Here is an 18362-nt window from a genome sequence, read left to right as displayed (position 1 = left end):
TATTATTTTAAATGTGATTTTATGTATAATAAAAGTTGTGTTCTTAAGATTGATTTTCTATTCTTTTAAATCGTTCTTATAAAAGGATATGGTTTGTTGTTTTCCTGTTTTATTACAAGGATTGTATGATTGATGGGTGCGGAAAATATTCCTTTAAAATCTGATGTACTTATAGTTAATAGTGAAAAAGATATTAGCAATATGATTGCTAGCATGTTGCAAGAAAGAGGATATGGCGTTCACATTTCGTGTAATTTGGATTCTGCTTTTGCAGAAATGGCGTACTATATGCCAAGATTTATTTTGTTGGATATTCAAATGGTAGGATATCTTGGAAACAGTTTAGCATTTTTAGACAAGATGAAGGAAATTTATCCGGATATTCTGGTATTGATGATATCTGATCAAGAGAATAGTGATATGTCTATTTCATCTATAAAGCGTGGAGCTTTTGATTTTATAGATAAACCTATCAAAATAAATCAATTTAATCGCATGATTGATAAAGTAATGGACAATATGCGTGTGCATAAGCCCTGTGATTTTGAAGAAATAGAAGAAGATTTAATTGGTACATCTGTGCCTATGTCACAGTTACGTCAAAGAATAGAGCGCGTATCTCCAACCAATAGTCGGGTCATGATTTTTGGTTTATCAGGTTCTGGAAAAAAGCTTGTAGCGCGTCTTATTCATAAGAAGTCGAGCAGATCTAAAGGTTCTTTTGTTTTTTTTGATGCTGCTCATATGTCTTCTGAAGTTATAGAAACTGTTTTATTTGGAATGGAAGATTCTGCGGGAAAAGTGCACAGAATTGGTTGTTTGGAAAAAGCTTATCAAGGAACAATTTATATTAATGAAGTTGTGAATATTCCTCATGACATACAAGACAAGATTCTGAGTGCAATTATTCAACAGAAGTTTAAGCGTGTTAATGGGGAAAAAAGTATTGCATTAGATGTGCGTATTATATCATCTACTTCTGTAAATCCGTATAATTATATTGTGAAGAAGTTGTTGAGAGAAGATCTTTACTATCGTTTGGCGGTAGTCCCAATTCTAGTGCCGTCGCTTGTAGAAAGAAAAGAAGATATTCCTTTGCTAGTAGAACATTTAATATATCAAATTTGTCGACGCATAGAGGTATATCCACGTCGTATTAGTGATGATGCTATGGCAATTTTGCAAAGTTACGATTGGCCAGGGAATGTTCGTGAATTAAAAAGTTATTTGGAAAAAGTTATTTTTTTTATGCGTGATAAAGATCCTAAATTAGATATCACGATTGATATGTTGGCTGGCGATATTAGCCAATTTTTACCGATAGTTCCTATAGTGCATAATCAGCAAATTATGAATTTGTCTTTGCGTGAGGCAAGAGAAGTTTTTGAAAAAAACTATTTAACAACCCAGATGAATAGATTTGGTGGCAATATTTCTCGTACTGCAGAGTTTGTGGGGATGGAGCGTTCGGCATTGCATCGTAAACTTAAATCTTTGGGATTATAAGTTATAGATATGTTATCCATTACTTGCATTGTCTTTTGCATTAGAAAACATTGGGATCATTTTTTTAAGTATGGTCTTTTGGACTTAGCACTTGTGTAAGAAATTACCACAAATGCTAAGTTAAAGAATGTTTTTTGAAATTTGTATCGGTGTATTTTAAATATTCAATATTTTTCCATCTAATTAATAATTCTATTCAATGTAGCGAAGCCTTAAGTAATCATCATTATTTTCAAGAAAGAATAGCAAGATGTTAAGAAGATGGTGTGGATTTTTCTTCAGGTGAATCAGGTGAAGAAGAAGAGGTTTCTGATTTGGATTGATCTTCAGAAGGGGTTGGATTGGTATTGCCAGGTGATAGAGGTTGGTTAGAAGAGGAAGATTGCTCAGCTTGTTTAAAATTGTAAGCAAAAGGAATTTTCTTAAAAAGGGGTAATTTATTGTCATCATTATCATTTTTATCAGATGAGGAACCGCAAGAAGTGAGTGCTATGCCGATAAGAGATAAAAGAGCGTTTTTATATTTTGAAATTTTCATACGTATAGTCCTTATAATATATATTTTATAAATTTTTTGAGAAAAAATTTTTACTATAATTGAAACATGAAAGGATATTATTTGCGAGAACCTTCATAATATCAGTTTTTTGATGGTTACTTCTGTGGTCTGTGTCTGTGTTATTGATTTATCTATCGGCCCACGAGTTTGCTTATCGCTATCGCATCATCAATTACTTTTTGAGCAGCTTCTTTAGCAGATTCTATTGCCTTGGCGGCAGCCTCTAACGCACTAATACGATGGTTAGTAGGTGGTGGTGGTAAGGGTGCTACATCAGTTGTTGAACCGCAAGAAGCCAATGTTAAGCTTATGAGTGATAATAAGATAATTTTATATTTTGAAATTTTCATAACTATGTTTCTTTCTGGCCATCTTACGATGGCCGTTGGGGGATAAACTGGGGTCATTTAACTATTTTTTTAGCAGCTGCTATTGCCTTGGCGGCAGCCTCTGCCACACTAATATGATGGTTAGTAGGTGCTAAGGGTTCATCAGTTGTTGAACCGCAAGAAGCCAATGTTAAGCTTATTAGTGATAATAAGATAATTTTATATTTTAAAATTTTCATAACTATGTTTCTTTCTGGCCATCTTACGATGGCCGTTGGGGCTAAACTGGGGTTATTTCTTCTGTATCTTCTTCTCCTGATACAATCTCTGCGAGTGTTTCGACTGTTTTATCGGCTGCTATATGGAGAAAATCTTTTGCTACATCCTTTATATCCTTTGTTTTGTCGGGAGATTTTGCAACAACAGCAGGAACAGCAGGAACAGGATTTATGTTGTTCTTCTTTGCTGTGTCAGAGGCGGATTCGCAAGAATATAATGACATGCTCATCGTGAATATTGAGGCTACTTTTGGAAATGATAATTTCACTGTATATAATTCCTTAATTTTTATTTTGGTCTTCTAATTGTAAATATTTTAGCGTTGCAATTAATGAAACTTCCCACTAATTGATGAGAGGGTTGATGAGACGGTACGTTTTATTTTTGATGTAAAACCGGTTTTTTCGGCTTTGATAGAAGTGTCTTCTGTTGAAGAGGAAGATCCTGGTGAAGAGGAATTTTCTGTGATAGAAGTGTCTTCTGTTGAAGAGGAAGATTCTGGTGAAGATAATAGTTGTAATTTTTTCGTTGCATTGTTTATTTTGTCTGCCGCGTCTTGGATTTTTTTTATCCGCTTGGTGTTTCACAGCCTCCGCGAAGTGGTTTATTAGTGACTGTGGTGGTGGTGCTGGTTCTGCTGTTGAGTTGCAAGAAGATAATGCAATGCTTAAGAGAGAAAATAGAGGAATGTAATATTTTACTGTTTTCATGGGTGCAATCCTTTTTATTTTAATACTTATAATATTTGTGTTATTAATACTTGTAATATTTGTATTGTTGCTATTTATTTTATTTTAAAATTAGTATTTATATCTAAAAAAACATAATTACTTGTTATTTCTGGATGGTAATACAGTTTATTTAATAAACAAAAAAAACAAAAAGTAAATTTCAATGTATTAAAAAGTAAAGTATATTAAATTATAATATAAATATTTTTTTAATTTATCAAATTATGAAATATTATTTATTTATTTGGTTTTTATATTACTTTTTATAAAATAAATAATAATATATACATATTTATTATTATTTATTCGGCAAAACATATGAATATATGTTGAAATATCTTGTAATGCACAATGGTATTGTATGATATTTATACAATGATTGGTTGACGATCAAAGCGTTCTTTATATTGTAAAGTTTTGATGGGTATTAAGAATATCTGTTTTTTCTTTTGCGATTGAACATAATTTTTTTAATACTGGTATTTTTTATGGCCTAATTTTTTATTTTTATAGATTTTAATTTGTAAAAATGAGAATATTGTTCAAAGGGGAGATGACTCTTCTTTGCAAATAATTCCAATATGGAGTGTTTTATGAATCGATATCATCTCTCGCCTATGACTGTTGATCATCGAGGAATTATGTTGATTATTTCTTCCCCTTCTGGGGTTGGAAAATCTACTATAGCGCGTCATATTCTCAAATCTGATCATAATTTTGAGATGTCAATAAGTGTAACAACGCGTAGTCGTCGTCCAGATGAAGTTGATGGGGAGGATTACCACTTTTTAACGCTTAATAAGTTTGAAGAATTGCAAAAGGCTCATGCCTTTATAGAATGGGCAGAAGTACATGGCAATTTTTATGGTACTTTACGTGATCCTATAGAGAGGGCTATATCTCAAGGAAGGGATATGCTTTTTGATATTGATTGGCAAGGAGCGCATCATCTTCGGAAACATATGAAATCAGATATTGTTTCGTTCTTTATCTTGCCGCCGACAATGCATGAATTGCGTTCTCGTTTGATTATGCGTGCCACAAAGAATCAGGAAGAAAAGGAAATGGTTCAATTGCGATTGAAGAATGCTTATTTGGAAATCAAACAATGGAATTATTATGATTATGTCATTGTCAATGATGATTTAGAAGATTCTTTAGGGATGGTAAAATCTGTTATTGGCGTTGAAAGAATGCGACGTAATCGTTTGATAAATAGTATCAGTGGTTTTGTCGGAAGATTATTAGAAGAAGAAGTTATGTATTGATTCTACTGAGAAAGATGTGATTTTAAATTGATTAAAAAATGGTTTTTATCATTCAGCATAGTCGTTAGATTGGGTAGGGAAGACGACAGTTTTTCTTTCGTTGATAAAGACTCGATGTTGGATATGTGCATTTACAGCATTGGATAATACTTTTGTCTCTATATTCCTTCCTATTGAAATATAATTTTTGACATTTTGTGCGTGTGTAATGTGTACGACGTCCTGTTCGATAATAGGGCCTTCATCTAGTGCGGGAGTAACGTAATGAGCTGTTGCTCCAATTATTTTGACTCCATATTCATATGCTTGTTTATAGGGATTACCTCCTTTGAAAGATGGTAAAAATGAGTGATGTATATTAATAATGCGTCCCGACATTTTTTGGCATATTTTTTCAGAAAGAATCTGCATATATCGTGCTAAAATCAATAATTTTACATTGTTTTTTTCTATTATATTGATGAGTTCTTCCTCACATTTTATTTTATTTTGTTTCGTGATAGGAATATAATAGAATGGAATTTGATAATCTGTAGCTAGTTTCTGGTGGATAGGATGATTAGATACTATGCCGGCGATATCCATAGCAAGGGTTCTGGCATTCCATTGATATAATAGATCATGGAGACAATGATCAAAGCGTGATACCAATATGAGGGTTTTCATACGTTCTTTTGCATTTCGAATAGAAATTTTCAATGAGAATTGTTGGATGATTGGTTGAAAATCTATAAGAAAATTTTTCATGCAAGTATGTTTTTTAAGGGTAAAACTTGCCCTCATAAAAAATTTTCTGGTATTTGAATCATTAAATTGAGCTAAATCTAGTATATCGCATTTCCCTGATAAATAACCAGAAAGAACAGATATGATTTCTTTATGAGAAGGAGATGTGACGGTTAAAATATGAATGGACATTAGATAAATTCAATCTTTTTAGTTTGATACAAAACGCGTTATTGAGTTATTACTCCCCAGTAAGGTTATGATTCTGATTTATAGAACAAAAAAGTAGATCTATTTTTTTTGTAATTATTGGAGTAGCGAGTATGAGCATGTGCAATCCTAACACCTAGTTTGTCAGTATAATTTATCAAATCTGGATAATAATTATTATAATGTATTATAATAATTATAGAATATTTTATATATAGAAATATTTTGATTTTAAAATATTAAATGCAATGAAATATCATTGTTGATTAGAAGATGGCTAACAGTTTTTTGATGAATATTTTTGGTTTTTTACAAATAGGAATGCGATTAATCAGTAACACTACTAATATATCTCTTAATCACTAGGATGAGTATGAAAAATTTAAAAACAATTGAGCGCATGATTAGGAACGTGCAATTATTTATAATTTCAAAATAATTTATTTTTACGTTATTCGTTGCGAAGACACCAATTAATCTCTATGACATATGATGTACTCATGAAGATACTGTTATTATTATATGTATGGATTAAAAATAATGATAGTATAAGAGAAATTGTTTCAGTGGATTCCGTCCTTTGTGTTGTCTTAAAGGATAAAAATAAATGAGAATTAATGGTATAAAATGAATTTTTATTACAGTATGATAATCCATAATGTACGTAGTGTAATAAATTTATATTTTATCTTTTATATGATAAGTTGTTTCCGAAGATATGGTTGTTGTAATAGAGTAGAAAATTTTTTTGATTCTGGGGAATTTTTTTTGTGTTAGACAAAATATTATCTGTTTCCGATAGACAAACACTATCGCGCCTTATAAAGGAGAATGTCCGTAAGCATGCAAAATGGTATTCTTTCTCTATTTTGGCGATGGTAACGGTTTCTTTTATGACATCATGTAGTGCATGGATTATGCGTGATGTTATGGATGCAATGGTTTCTAAAAATGATTTCTTTCGTATCGTTACTGTCTCTAGTACGGTGGCAGCAATATTTCTTATTAAGGGTATCGCATCTTTTGTGCAAAATTACTATTTAAGTTGTGCGGGAAACTCTATTATTGCGGAACAACAGAAAAAAATTTATCATCGCCTCCTCCAATATGGCATGGATTTTTACGACAATAATCAATCGTCGGAATTACAAGTACGGTTTATCCATGCCACGCAGGCTATAAGAAGTGTTCTCGATATCCTGATCACGTCTTTTGTTCGTGATTTATTATCACTGTTTGGATTGGTAATCGTGATGTTTATGCAAGAGTCGACGTTATCTTTATTTACATTGATTATTGGCCCTCTTTGTATTTTCGGAATTCGTATTCTTGTTAAAAAAGTGCGCCGTATTATGGAACAGGGAATGGCTGCTATTGGAAATATTATTCAGGTTCTTCAAGAGACTATTATAGGTATCCGTGTTGTAAAATCTTTTGCAATGGAAGAATCTATGAGTAAACGTATGTGTCATATGATCAAGGAAGTTGAAAATCGTTTGAATAGTGTTTCTAGAATAGAATCTGCGACGAGTCCTATCATGGAAACTATTTCGGGATTATCTATAGCAGGGATAATCCTTTTTTCTGGTTTTCTCATGTCCCATCAAGGCAGTAGCAATTCTGGTACAATTATGTCTTTTATCACAGCTTTGCTAATGGCATACGAGCCAGCGAAGCGTATTGCGCGTACTCGTATTGTTTTAGAGGGGGGGATGGTTGGAGTACGCTGTATGTTTTCTATTCTTGATCATCCTATTACCATTAAGGAAAGTCCTAACGCGATAGATTTGCCTGTGGGAGAGGGGAAGATTGTATTTCGGGATGTTTCTTTTTCATATAAGCCGGAGCATCCTGTCCTCTCGGGAATAAATCTATGTTTTCATCCAGGGAAAATGACTGCTTTGGTTGGTCCTTCAGGAAGTGGAAAATCAACGATCATTAATTTATTAATGCGTATGTATGATCCATCATCTGGATCAATTGAAATTGATGGTCATAATGTGCGTGACATAACTTTTTCTTCTTTACGAGAACGAATTTCATATGTTGGTCAAGATGTTTTCTTGTTCTCCAATACAGTGCGATATAATATTATGGTTGGGCGTTCAACGGCAACGGAAGAAGAGATGATTGAAATTTCTAAATTTGCTAACGCTCATGACTTTATCATGAATTTGCCTCAAGGATATGATACACAGGTTGGTGAAAATGGTAGCGCTCTTTCTGGTGGGCAGAAACAGCGTATAGCGATTGCACGTGCTATGTTACGGAATGGTCATATTCTTTTATTAGATGAGGCTACTAGTGCTTTGGATACGCATGCTGAAAATCTTATTCGTCAAGCTCTTGCGCGTTTAATGAAAGGGCGTACTACAATTGTTATTGCTCATAGGGTATCAACAATTACTGATGCTGATCAGATTGTTTTTATAGAGAATGGAAGAGTTTCCGAAACAGGAGATCAGAAAAATTTATTGCAGCAAAAAAGCGACGGTTTATACAAAAAGATGTATGTTTCACAAGTTATTGATAATCTCTCATAATAGAATTGTAAAAGCATTGTTCAATGAACAATAAAAGATGTTATATTTCTTCTCTACTTTTTGTAAAATTTAGGGAGAATAGGGTATAATCTTTTTATATAAAACATGCTTAGACTTGAATTATAAAAAAGATCTTTTTATGCCATTTTTTTATATATGGGCGTTTTTTTTAAAGAAAATTCTTCTTTTCTTTGTTTTAATATCATATTTCCGTATACGTCATTCATCGTTATATAGATCGGCATAAAACATCCAAATATTTCGAGTCACTACACAGCGGTGGATGGGTATCAGTGCATTAAAGCAGTTTTGTCTTCATTTCTCTCAGTGTTGTTTGTTCTAAAAGATTAAACGCATTGATAGTCGACAAGAGGTTTATAAGGTGGAAAAACTAAATCTTTACAGTCAATTTAAAGGTTAAATTGCTCTGCTATCAAATATTGTACTGGCTCAACTAAGAATTTTTTATTTTTTAAATATTGGTTTCAAATCAGAAAACCACTTTTAACTCCAATAAATACCATAAATTTTTATTCGTTATTGGATATTTCCATCATTGTAAAAATAAGTTTCTTTTCTATCTATTTTTCATAGATTTACATTACTAAGTACAACAGGTATTTTTTGGCGTTAAATTCATTGATACCTCATCTGTCAATAATTTTTTACTTACAAGTATGCAAGAGCCCGTGACGCTGCTTACTGAGAATGCATAACGTGCATTGTAAAATTCTAATTAGAGAAATTTTTTCGATGTTATTTTTATTCTTATGTCCTGTAACGTCGTTTTATTCCTATAAGGATGTCATCGTTTTTTGCGGAGTTATAAGTAAAGTTTTTTTAATTCTATTTTTTTATTTTTTGTTTTATTTTTCTGAGGATTATAAAAATGTTTAAGACGAGGTGGATATGCTAAGTTATGATTTCCTTCAGATAATATGTTGAGGTTGGGATTATAACAAGGATCATTTTTTATAATTTTTTCCCAACGTTTTGTCATATATTGGCATACTTGTTTAAATTCTATATTTAGAGCACCATACTTTCTTGTGGCCGATTTATATTGATATAAGTCTGCAAAAGGTGTAAAAATATTTCGATAACCAGCTTCTATAGCTCTTAAACAGAAATCCACATCACTAAACGCAACTGGTGTGTTTTTATCGTCAAATCCGTTGATCTCTACAAAGCATTTTTTACTTACAAGCATGCAAGCGCTCGTGACGGCGCTTACTGAATGTATAAGGTGCATTGCAAAAAACTGACAATTAGGAATAGTGTGGCATCCGGTATGATTTTTATTCTTGTTTGATGCGATTCCATCTACACCCATAATGATACCACCGTGTTGTAGGCGTTTTTTAGGTTTTTTAAAAAAAATCCTAGGAGTAAGATACCATAGACGTGCGCCAACGGCTCCAACTTTTGGTTGGGCTGCTATTTTTAGCATTTCCAATAGCCAGTGATCGTTAATGACTTGTGTGCTGTCATTAAGAAAACACAAATATTGGCCTTTGGCATGTGGTACAGCATTATTCATTATTTGTGAAAAATTAAAAGGTTGGGTTTTATCAACTATGACAGATAACCTTTGATAATCTTTCTGTATTTTTTGCAAAAAAGACAATGTATGGGAATCGGTTGAGTTATTATCAACGACAATTACTTCAAAATTGCGATAAGAGGTTTTTTGGTAAAGATTTTCCAGACATTTTTTTAGGGGAGCATACTGATTGTGAACGGGGATAATAATACTGATCAAAGGCTTAGGATTAGGAAGTTGATAGTTAGTATAGAATCCATAAATAGTAGATTTTGCTTTTGCTTTTATACCATGGCGTTTAAAATAATCATTTAAAGCACGTTTTGACGTTTCTGTTGCATAACTTTTATTATTTATTGTTTTAGCTGTACTAGAATCATGGATACGCCAGTGATAAAGAACACGTGGTATGTGTATAATTTGTGAAAGATCAATGTGTTGTAAAAATCTTAATACTAGATCATAATCTTGCGATCCTTCGAATCCTTTTCTAAATCCCCCTATTTTTCTAAAAGTTGTAGTTTTATAAACCCCTAGATGGCTAATCATATTGTGCGCATAGAAAAGATCAATATTAAAATCATATTTGAAATAAGGATCAGATCTTATTGTATTGTTTTCATTTATCTTATCTTCATCGGAATAAAGGAGCTCAGCATTTGGATTGGCATTAATGCTTTCTGCAACGTAATATAGTGCTGTTGGATGTAATATATCATCATGATCTAAAAGAGCAATCCAATCACTTGTTACTAATTGAGAAGCACTATTGGAACTAGCGGTAATATGCCCAGTTGTTGTTCGAAAAACCACTTTAATACGTGGATCCATATTCGCATATTTTTTGAGCAGCAATACATTGTCGACATTTCCAGCACAGTCCTCTGCAATGCATAATTCCCAATGAGGATAAATCTGGTTTCGAACAGATTCTATCGCCGTTTTTAACCATTCTTGTTTGACTTTATATACGGGCATAACGATAGATATAATAGGTTTTTTTTTCCATAACAGGAGGTCTGCAAGGATATTTTTTTTTGATTCGGGTGATAAATCATGAAAAGTTGCCGACCAACTGTTGTATTGTTGTTCAAAATTTTCAAAAGTGATACGTTCAGGTTTGGAGTAGCGAAAAACTTGTGATTTTATTTTGTTAAAGAGTAATTTTATATTTTTTTTATTTGGTACATTTCCACTTTTCCAGTGCTAAAATTTATATTCATCTCAATTTTTTTTTGTAATTTTTTGGTTTTATCTTCCTAATATCTTCTGAGGAAAAGTTTATAGAATGCAAATTTTATGGTTCAAAAAGTATACGGTACTAATAAAATAATGATAAAAAATTCAAGTAAATACTTTCTTTAAATGTCCGATTAATTGCATTTTTTTTATTTTATGGACAATATTATGATTGTGTTTAAATTTTTTGTTTATTCATATTATTTTTCAATTATTAACTTTTCTTATGTACCAGTCTGAGGGTATAATTTAATACATTAATATAAAAAATGGATATTTGAATTGTAATGAAAATTATTAATCCTGTACGTATTTTAAAAACGAAAATATTGGAAGATGATCGAGGTTGGTTTTCGGAAACCTATAATGATAATTGTTTTAAAAAAAATGGGTTTAAAGATGTCTTTGTGCAAGATAATCACTCATTTTCTTTGAATACTGGCACAATAAGAGGATTGCATTTTCAAAAACCTCCTCATGCTCAAGCAAAAATTGTTCGGTGTGTTTCTGGTCGAATTTTTGATGTCGCTGTGGATGTACGGAAAGATTCTCCCACTTATGGTAATTGGATTTCTTTGGAAATTTCCGCAAGTAGTGGTTTGCAAATATATATCCCTATTGGATTCGCGCATGGGTTTATGACGTTAGAGCCGAATACAGAAGTGATTTACAAAGTAACAGATTTTTATTCTTCGTCCCATGATTCTGGTGTTTTGTGGCAAGATAAAAGTATAGGTATTAGATGGCCGTTGTTGGAAAAAGTATCGCCTTCTTTATCAGATAAAGACATGAATCTTCCGTTTTTAAATCAATTAGATAGTCCATTTACTTATGATGGATTTCCTCTTCTTCCATTGGATATGGATAGGGATATGTCATGCGTATAATTGTCACTGGAGGCGCAGGTTTTATTGGATCAGCATTGTGTCGATATTTAATAAATGATCTAAAGATACAAGTTTTGGTCATAGACAAATTGACTTATGCGGGAAATTTAGATTCTCTAAAGCAAATTTCTCAAAGCGACTTGTTTTCATTTTTACAAGCAGATATTTGTGATCGGGAGAGTATTCGTTTAGCTTTAAAAGAATTCCAGCCAGATGCCATTATGAATCTTGCAGCAGAAAGTCATGTTGATCGTTCTATTATGGGATCCGATGAATTTATTGCCACTAATATTATGGGTACTTTTGTGTTGTTAGAGGAAACAAGATTATGGTGGTCATGTTTGCCTGGATATAAAAAAGATCATTTTCGTTTTTTGCAGGTCTCAACAGATGAAGTTTATGGATCTTTGGATGAAGGATTGTTTTCTGAAGACAATCCGTATTGTCCGTCTTCTCCTTATTCTGCGACCAAAGCTTCTTCCGATTATTTAGCTCTTGCATGGCAATGTACGTATGGCATTCCAATTTTATTATCTAATTGCTCTAATAATTATGGGCCATATCAGTTCCCTGAAAAATTAATACCTTTAGCTATTACGAGAATGATAAAGGGGTCGCATGTTTTTCTTTATGGAGATGGGAAAAATGTGCGTGATTGGTTGTATGTTGAAGATCATGTACGGGCATTATATTTAGTTCTTACCAAGGGAAGGATTGGGGAAAGATATAATATTGGTGGCAATAATGAAAGGGAAAACATTGATATCGTCTTTCAGATTTGTCATTTATTAGATGTATTGCATCCAAAGCCTTATCCTCATTCTGATTTGGTTCTTTTTACAAAAGATCGTCTTGGACATGATCGTCGTTATGCTATTGATTTTTCTAAGATAAAAAAAGAATTAGGATGGTATCCTCAAGAAAACAAGGATAGTGGATTAGATAAAACCGTACATTGGTATTTGGACAATAGTTGGTGGTGGCATCCTTTATACAAAGAATTAAACCTTAGTAATTTTTCTAACTTGAAAGATTAAAATGAAGTTTCTTGTAATCGGTAATAATGGGCAGGTCGCAACATCGTTATTTAATCTATCTGGAAAAAATACTGAGGTGATTAGGCTTGGGCGTCCAGATATTGATCTTTTAAAGCCAAAGGATTTTGTAAAAATTTTTTTGAGTTTTGCTCCTGATGTCATTATCAATCCTGCTGCGTATACAGCGGTTGATAAGGCGGAAGACGAACCTCATAATGCCTTTGCTATTAATACAGAAGGCGCTGGAGCTGTTGCAGCAGCAGCGGAATCAATTGGAGTTCCTTGTATTCATATATCTACAGATTATGTTTTTGACGGCTCATCCCAGACTCCTCTTTGTGAAACATCTCCAACTAATCCTCTTGGTATATATGGAAAGAGCAAATTAGCTGGAGAGGAAAAGGTAATGTCCTGTACGGACAACTATGTTATTTTACGTACAGCATGGGTTTATTCTCTTTTTGGGACAAATTTTTTTCTTTCTATGTTACGCTTATCCAAGGAATATCGTGAAATAAGTGTTGTATGTGATCAATTTGGAACGCCGACTTCAGCTTCGCAAATTGCCATTGCAGTTATTCAAATTGCACGTAACTTAGTGAATAATTCTGATAATTCGTTGAGAGGAATATTCCATATGACGGCAAATGGGGGGCCTGTTAGTTGGGCAGATTTTGCTGAATATATTTTTTTAGTGTCGACAGAACTAGGGGGAAACTCTTGTAAGGTTCGTCGAATTTCTACAAATCAATACCCAACAAAAGCACGTCGTCCAGCATATTCCTTTCTTGATTGTAGCAAATTAGAAAAGATCCATAACGTACGAATTTCTTCGTGGAAAGAAGGGGTTCGTAATATTTTTATTAAATGAAAAAATCACTATTATAACAGGTTTTCATTGGAGGAAGTATGAGGGGTATAATTCTTGCTGGCGGTTCTGGTACACGTCTTAAGCCGATGACGGATTTAATTTCTAAACAGGCGTTACCAGTTTATAATAAGCCAATGATTTATTATCCATTGAGTGTTTTAATGAATTCGGGTATCCGTGAAATCTTGATTATTTCTGCACCAAGAGATCTTCTTTTTTTTAAGAAACTTCTTGGATCGGGAGAGAAATGGGGAATGAGTTTTTCATATATAGAACAGCCTTTTCCAGGTGGTTTAGCACAGGCTTATATTTTGGGGGCAGAATTTGTTGGAGATTCTCCTTCAGTCCTTATTTTAGGTGATAATATCTTTTATGGTGCAGAGATACCTACTTTTTTTCAGAAAGCGCGTGAGCAGAAGAAGGGTGCTACGATAGTAGCTTGTCATACACAAGATCCTAATCGTTATGGTATTGTTGAAGTGGATTCTTGTAATCGAGCTATTTCGATAGAGGAAAAGCCTATAACACCGAAATCTTCCTTTGCGGTTACAGGACTTTATTTTTATGACAAAGAGGTTGTTAATATAGCCCGTAGCCTTCAACCTTCTGCTCGTGGAGAGCTGGAAATTACGGATGTTAATTGCCATTATCTTAAGGAAGGTTTGCTTTCGGTAGACTTTCTAAGTGAAAATAGCGCTTGGTTTGATGCAGGTACACCGGAATCGTTATTTGATACTTCTTTGTTTGTTAGAAATATTGAAAATCGTCTGGGATTTGGTTTTGCTTATCCCGAAGAGATTGCTTATCGCCGTAATTTTATTTCTTTAGATCAGTTTGTGCGGCTTATTGATAATTTTGGAAATTCTTCCTATGGACTTTATCTCAAAAATGTTATTGAGCACAAAAAGTATAATTAAATACTTTTTTATAAGGATTATTAATTTTATGATATTTTTCCCCATTGTATATCGTTTGATTCCGAAATCTGAATTTCGGGATTGTTCTCTATGTAATTTTCAGATGGTCTCATCGAAAAATAGAAAATTATCAATCTTTTTGCCGGTGAGTGGGTGTAGAAAAGGTTATCTTTTATTTGTTTCCCGTCGTGAGAATTGGAATTTTGATAGTAATCATCTTGTTATTCGTAAGGTTTCTTTTTTTTTAGGATTTTTTTTCTGGATACGGTCTTTATTTCTTTTTAAGCGTTATCAGACATTACGTTATGATGAGAATCGTATTATTGCATATGGTTCCAGAATAGGAAAAAAATTCTTTGCTTGTTCTAACAAGGATATGCTAGCACGAGGTGTTCCTTTCGACGGGGAAAAAATACATCGTTTTCCAAGGTTGTTGCATGGATGGGATTCTCCTTCTTCAGAAAAGATTGCGTCGGTTAAAATACAATCAAGAGTAGCGATCGTTGTTCATATTTATTATGCTGATCTTTGGGCGGAAATAGCTAACCTTTTATCAGGTCTGAATTTTTCTTTTGATTTACATATCACACTTGTTACAGAGATCGCATCCATAAAATCGGAAATTTTAAAACGTTTTCCTAATGCTCATATTTATGTAATGGAGAATTATGGTCGTGATATTCGTTCTTTCTTAAAATTGCTTGAAGGGGGAAAGTTAGATTCTTACGACTACGTATGTAAAATTCATGGAAAGAAATCAAAGAGGAACGGGCATGTTTGGTGGGATGGAGATTTGTGGAGAAGGTGGCTTTTCTTTGATCTTCTTGGAGCACCTGGTATTGCTTTAGAAATTATTAAAACTTTTGAAAAATATCCTAAAATAGGTATGATTGGTTCTCGCACATATCGTTATGATCAAAAAATTTCTTTAGGAAATAATCGAGAATTTGTTTGTGCCATTGCCAATAAAATGGGTGTTTCTTTTGAAGATACAAAGATTGATTTTTTTGGGGGGACAATGTTTTGGGTTCGTCCTCAAGCCCTAGATCCTATAAAAAATTTAGCTCTTACGCAATATTTTAAATCAAAGGTCGATATGGTAGGTTTGGATGGGTGTCTGGAGCATGCCATTGAAAGGTGTTTCTCTATCTCTGTTGAAAAGGCAAATTTTGATCTTGCTTACGTTGATTGTTTGTCAGAAGAATCAGATAATAAATCGTCACGAATCTCTAGTACAATTGCTTAACAATACGATTAATATTTTTTAAATTGTATATTTTTTATCACTTGAATTTTTGTATAACTTTTAAAGTATATACTTATAAATTACATAAAATATACTATCAATAAAAATATCTTAGTAATAATAGTAAAATTATGTGAAAATATTTTGTTTAAGTTTTTGCATTTGTTATTCTAGAACAATCTTTAGTACACGATTTATTAGGAATTTTCAATCATAAAGTAGTTGAGTAGTTTTCTATGTACACGTCTGCGAGTTTCTAATGTTTGGTCTCTTGGTATGTAAGTACAGTAGATGATGAGAAAAAAAGAATAATATTTCAAATTTAAAGATCAAATATTTTTTAGGATAGTTGCAGGATTAATTTTTTTTTATTCTTAATTGTTAATTTTTCTCCTATTCATAGAATATTTTGTTATTTTTTGTTTAAGAAGATGATTAATTCATCTTACGGGGCTTTTTTATGTCGCACGATACACCTTTTATGACGACTATTATAGGAGGATTTGTACTGGCCTTTATTTTTGGAGCCATTGCAAATCGATGCCGTTTACCGACATTAATAGGTTATCTGGTTGCTGGTATTCTTGTGGGGCCTCGTACTCCAGGCTTTGTTGCAAGTCAATCTTTAGTCCCTGCACTTGCAGAGATAGGAATCATTCTATTGATGTTTGGAGTAGGACTACATTTTTCTGTCAAAGATCTTCTTTCAGTGCGTGGTATTGCTTTTCCTGGTGCTATTATCCAGATTGTTTTAAGTACAGTGCTTGGTGCTTTAATGGGAATCGTAGTAGGATGGTCTTTGGGGGGTAGTATTGTATTTGGTCTTGCTCTTTCCATTGCGTCTACGGTTGTTCTTTTAAAAGCTCTGCAGGAAAATCGCATACTTGAGACAGATCGTGGAAAGATCGCTGTTGGATGGTTAATAGTTGAAGACCTTGTAATAGTTCTTGCGCTTGTTTTTATACCTGCCGCGGCAAGTAGTTATTCATTGGGATCTTCTGCTGCTAATCCTTTGTCTTCTTTTGTCAGCCAATGTGTAGGTTTTGATATAGGAATTCCAGGGCTAATTATTATTACTTTGTTAAAAGTTGTTGCTTTTATTGGGGTGATGTTAGTCTTTGGAAGACGGGTCATTCCTTGGATATTGCACATGATATTCTATACAGGATCTCGAGAGCTTTTTCGTCTTGGTGTGTTAGCTATAGCGCTCGGATTTGCGTATGGATCCTCGCAACTTTTCGGAGTTTCTCTATCGCTTGGCGCTTTTTTTGCAGGAATGATTTTGGCGGAGAGTGAGCTCAGCCAAAGTGCTGCACAAGAGAGCCTGCCTTTGCGTGATGCTTTTTCGGTTCTTTTCTTTATTTCAGTAGGGATGATGTTTAATCCTGATGTTTTGATCAGTAATCCTATTCTGTTAATAATGTCAGTAATCGTTGTTGTCTTTGGAAAATCTTTAATAGCATTTATGGTAGTAATTGCTTTTGGGAGATCTGTTGCAACAGCTTTGACAATTGCTGCAAGTTTGTCGCAAATTGGGGAGTTTTCTTTTATCTTAGCTGCTCTGGGAGTAGAATTAGGAATATTACCGGATCGGGCTCGAGACCTTATCGTTGCCTCTTCTATTATATCTATTATTTTAAATCCACTTATATTCATTTTAGCCGAATCTTTACAATCTATAATTATTTTTCGTTGTTCAAAACTTTTAAGAAAAACAAGTGGTTGTATGGAATCTGATGCTCATACGTGTATAGAACAAGATGTACAAGAAGAAGTTCTTATGGAATCTGTTTTAGAGCAGAAAGAGGTTGATTTACAAAAGACAGATCTTTGTGATCATGTTGTTTTGGTTGGCTATGGTCATATTGGTAAAATAATAGTGCAAAATTTGAAAGCAGCGGGTATCTCGATTCTTGTTATAGAAGATTCTGAAAAGAGAATTGAAGAATTGCGTTCATTGGAAATTGATGTGATATACGGCAATGCAACTCTTACAGAAGTTCTTTCAATGGCAAATATTGAAAAAGCTCGTTCTCTTGTTGTATCTATTTCCACTGCTTTTGAAGCGGCATATATCACGCAAGAAGCACGGAATGCTAATCCATCTGTATTGATTATTGCTCTTGCTGGTTCTGAATCTGAAATAGAACATCTGACTCGATATGGAGCAGATACTGTCGTTATGAGTGCACGGGAGATTGCTTTTGGTATGTTGGATAGATTAAATCAAGTGCATCATGAAACAGTTACTTATAATAAAGGCAGTAGCAAAGATAACATTGATTTAAAAGACCAATCTATAACAGAGGCTATTTAATCTGTAAAACATTGTGTTTTGTTATAACAACGATCTTTATTGAGTAAGGGACGTTGTTTTCTTTTTGATTGAATGAGTTGTGCATTATATTTTTTTTATTCAATAATTAAAAATTATGTGAATTGTTATTAAATATAGAAATTGCTATATCTTA

16 protein-coding genes are annotated in these 18362 nt (G+C 33.1%); 10 read left to right on the top strand and 6 right to left on the bottom strand.

What is annotated here, in order from left to right; translation table 11 throughout:
* Positions 1 to 132 precede the first annotated feature (132 nt).
* On the top strand, positions 133 to 1506 hold the full coding sequence (locus CKC_RS04380; RefSeq protein WP_013462322.1) for a sigma-54-dependent transcriptional regulator: 1374 nt from the start codon (positions 133 to 135) through the stop codon (positions 1504 to 1506).
* Positions 1507 to 1759: 253 nt separating this feature from the next.
* On the opposite strand, the gene CKC_RS04375 is transcribed toward CKC_RS04380, so the two are convergent.
* From CKC_RS04375 to CKC_RS04365, 4 genes are all read right to left on the bottom strand, one after another.
* The gene (locus CKC_RS04375) at positions 1760 to 2044 is read right to left on the bottom strand and encodes a hypothetical protein (RefSeq protein WP_013462321.1); all 285 of its coding nucleotides are present in this window, start codon (positions 2042 to 2044) and stop codon (positions 1760 to 1762) included.
* Between the two features lie 152 nt (positions 2045 to 2196).
* Complete coding sequence (locus CKC_RS04370) at positions 2197 to 2472, bottom strand: hypothetical protein (protein WP_013462320.1); 276 nt, start codon at positions 2470 to 2472, stop codon at positions 2197 to 2199.
* Positions 2469 to 2633: a hypothetical protein gene (locus CKC_RS06160; RefSeq protein WP_013462319.1), complete on the bottom strand. Its 165-nt coding sequence runs from the start codon at positions 2631 to 2633 to the stop codon at positions 2469 to 2471. The genes CKC_RS04370 and CKC_RS06160 overlap by 4 nt, the downstream gene beginning before the upstream one ends.
* A 41-nt stretch (positions 2634 to 2674) precedes the next feature.
* A complete protein-coding gene (locus CKC_RS04365; RefSeq protein ID WP_013462318.1) occupies positions 2675 to 2941 on the bottom strand; it encodes a hypothetical protein in 267 nt (88 codons plus the stop codon).
* Positions 2942 to 3174: 233 nt separating this feature from the next.
* Between CKC_RS04365 and CKC_RS06155 the strand changes: the two genes are divergently transcribed.
* Complete coding sequence (locus CKC_RS06155; protein ID WP_158304003.1) at positions 3175 to 3366, top strand: hypothetical protein; 192 nt, start codon at positions 3175 to 3177, stop codon at positions 3364 to 3366.
* Between the two features lie 631 nt (positions 3367 to 3997).
* Positions 3998 to 4672 carry a guanylate kinase gene (gmk, locus tag CKC_RS04355; RefSeq protein WP_013462316.1) on the top strand — a complete coding sequence of 225 codons (675 nt, stop codon included), beginning with the start codon at positions 3998 to 4000 and terminating at the stop codon, positions 4670 to 4672.
* Positions 4673 to 4720: 48 nt separating this feature from the next.
* On the opposite strand, the gene purU is transcribed toward gmk, so the two are convergent.
* Positions 4721 to 5590: a formyltetrahydrofolate deformylase gene (purU, locus tag CKC_RS04350; protein ID WP_013462315.1), complete on the bottom strand. Its 870-nt coding sequence runs from the start codon at positions 5588 to 5590 to the stop codon at positions 4721 to 4723.
* A gap of 788 nt (positions 5591 to 6378) precedes the next feature.
* Between purU and CKC_RS04345 the strand changes: the two genes are divergently transcribed.
* Positions 6379 to 8151 (top strand): ABC transporter ATP-binding protein, encoded by a 1773-nt coding sequence (locus CKC_RS04345; RefSeq protein WP_013462314.1) that lies wholly within the window; start codon positions 6379 to 6381, stop codon positions 8149 to 8151.
* An 823-nt stretch (positions 8152 to 8974) separates the two neighbouring features.
* On the opposite strand, the gene CKC_RS04340 is transcribed toward CKC_RS04345, so the two are convergent.
* Positions 8975 to 10672, bottom strand: a complete 1698-nt coding sequence (locus tag CKC_RS04340) for a glycosyltransferase family 2 protein (RefSeq protein ID WP_013462313.1) — start codon at positions 10670 to 10672, stop codon at positions 8975 to 8977.
* 548 nt (positions 10673 to 11220) lie between these two features.
* On the opposite strand from CKC_RS04340, the gene rfbC reads away from it, so the two are divergent.
* From rfbC to CKC_RS04310, 6 genes are all read left to right on the top strand, one after another.
* Positions 11221 to 11820: a dTDP-4-dehydrorhamnose 3,5-epimerase gene (gene rfbC / locus CKC_RS04335; RefSeq protein ID WP_013462312.1), complete on the top strand. Its 600-nt coding sequence runs from the start codon at positions 11221 to 11223 to the stop codon at positions 11818 to 11820.
* Positions 11811 to 12857, top strand: a complete 1047-nt coding sequence (gene rfbB, locus CKC_RS04330) for a dTDP-glucose 4,6-dehydratase (RefSeq protein ID WP_013462311.1) — start codon at positions 11811 to 11813, stop codon at positions 12855 to 12857. The genes rfbC and rfbB overlap by 10 nt, the downstream gene beginning before the upstream one ends.
* A 1-nt stretch (position 12858) precedes the next feature.
* Positions 12859 to 13728, top strand: a complete 870-nt coding sequence (gene rfbD, locus CKC_RS04325) for a dTDP-4-dehydrorhamnose reductase (RefSeq protein ID WP_013462310.1) — start codon at positions 12859 to 12861, stop codon at positions 13726 to 13728.
* A gap of 38 nt (positions 13729 to 13766) precedes the next feature.
* Positions 13767 to 14645 (top strand): glucose-1-phosphate thymidylyltransferase RfbA, encoded by an 879-nt coding sequence (gene rfbA / locus CKC_RS04320; RefSeq protein WP_013462309.1) that lies wholly within the window; start codon positions 13767 to 13769, stop codon positions 14643 to 14645.
* 28 nt (positions 14646 to 14673) lie between these two features.
* Entirely contained in the window at positions 14674 to 15891 is a 1218-nt protein-coding gene (locus CKC_RS04315; RefSeq protein WP_013462308.1) for a rhamnan synthesis F family protein, read from the top strand.
* A gap of 460 nt (positions 15892 to 16351) precedes the next feature.
* Positions 16352 to 18208, top strand: a complete 1857-nt coding sequence (locus tag CKC_RS04310) for a cation:proton antiporter domain-containing protein (RefSeq protein WP_013462307.1) — start codon at positions 16352 to 16354, stop codon at positions 18206 to 18208.
* Positions 18209 to 18362: the final 154 nt, after the last annotated feature.

Origin of the sequence: Candidatus Liberibacter solanacearum CLso-ZC1 (assembly GCF_000183665.1) — a bacterium.
GTDB classification, from domain to species: domain Bacteria; phylum Pseudomonadota; class Alphaproteobacteria; order Rhizobiales; family Rhizobiaceae; genus Liberibacter; species Liberibacter solanacearum.
Note: the sequence above shows the minus strand (reverse complement) of the source record. Positions and strands in the feature narration are given on the sequence as shown.

Excerpts from the sequence above, each read along its gene's own strand:
- rfbD (WP_013462310.1), top strand. The coding sequence starts at position 12,859 with ATGAAGTTTCTTGTAATCGGTAATAATGGGCAGGTCGCAACATCGTTA.
- CKC_RS06160 (WP_013462319.1), bottom strand. The coding sequence starts at position 2,633 with ATGAAAATTTTAAAATATAAAATTATCTTATTATCACTAATAAGCTTA.
- CKC_RS04340 (WP_013462313.1), bottom strand. The coding sequence starts at position 10,672 with ATGCCCGTATATAAAGTCAAACAAGAATGGTTAAAAACGGCGATAGAA.
- CKC_RS04315 (WP_013462308.1), top strand. The coding sequence starts at position 14,674 with ATGATATTTTTCCCCATTGTATATCGTTTGATTCCGAAATCTGAATTT.
- CKC_RS04370 (WP_013462320.1), bottom strand. The coding sequence starts at position 2,472 with ATGACCCCAGTTTATCCCCCAACGGCCATCGTAAGATGGCCAGAAAGA.
- purU (WP_013462315.1), bottom strand. The coding sequence starts at position 5,590 with ATGTCCATTCATATTTTAACCGTCACATCTCCTTCTCATAAAGAAATC.
- CKC_RS04310 (WP_013462307.1), top strand. The coding sequence starts at position 16,352 with ATGTCGCACGATACACCTTTTATGACGACTATTATAGGAGGATTTGTA.
- CKC_RS04375 (WP_013462321.1), bottom strand. The coding sequence starts at position 2,044 with ATGAAAATTTCAAAATATAAAAACGCTCTTTTATCTCTTATCGGCATA.
- rfbB (WP_013462311.1), top strand. The coding sequence starts at position 11,811 with ATGCGTATAATTGTCACTGGAGGCGCAGGTTTTATTGGATCAGCATTG.
- CKC_RS04380 (WP_013462322.1), top strand. The coding sequence starts at position 133 with ATGGGTGCGGAAAATATTCCTTTAAAATCTGATGTACTTATAGTTAAT.
- rfbA (WP_013462309.1), top strand. The coding sequence starts at position 13,767 with ATGAGGGGTATAATTCTTGCTGGCGGTTCTGGTACACGTCTTAAGCCG.
- gmk (WP_013462316.1), top strand. The coding sequence starts at position 3,998 with ATGAATCGATATCATCTCTCGCCTATGACTGTTGATCATCGAGGAATT.
- rfbC (WP_013462312.1), top strand. The coding sequence starts at position 11,221 with ATGAAAATTATTAATCCTGTACGTATTTTAAAAACGAAAATATTGGAA.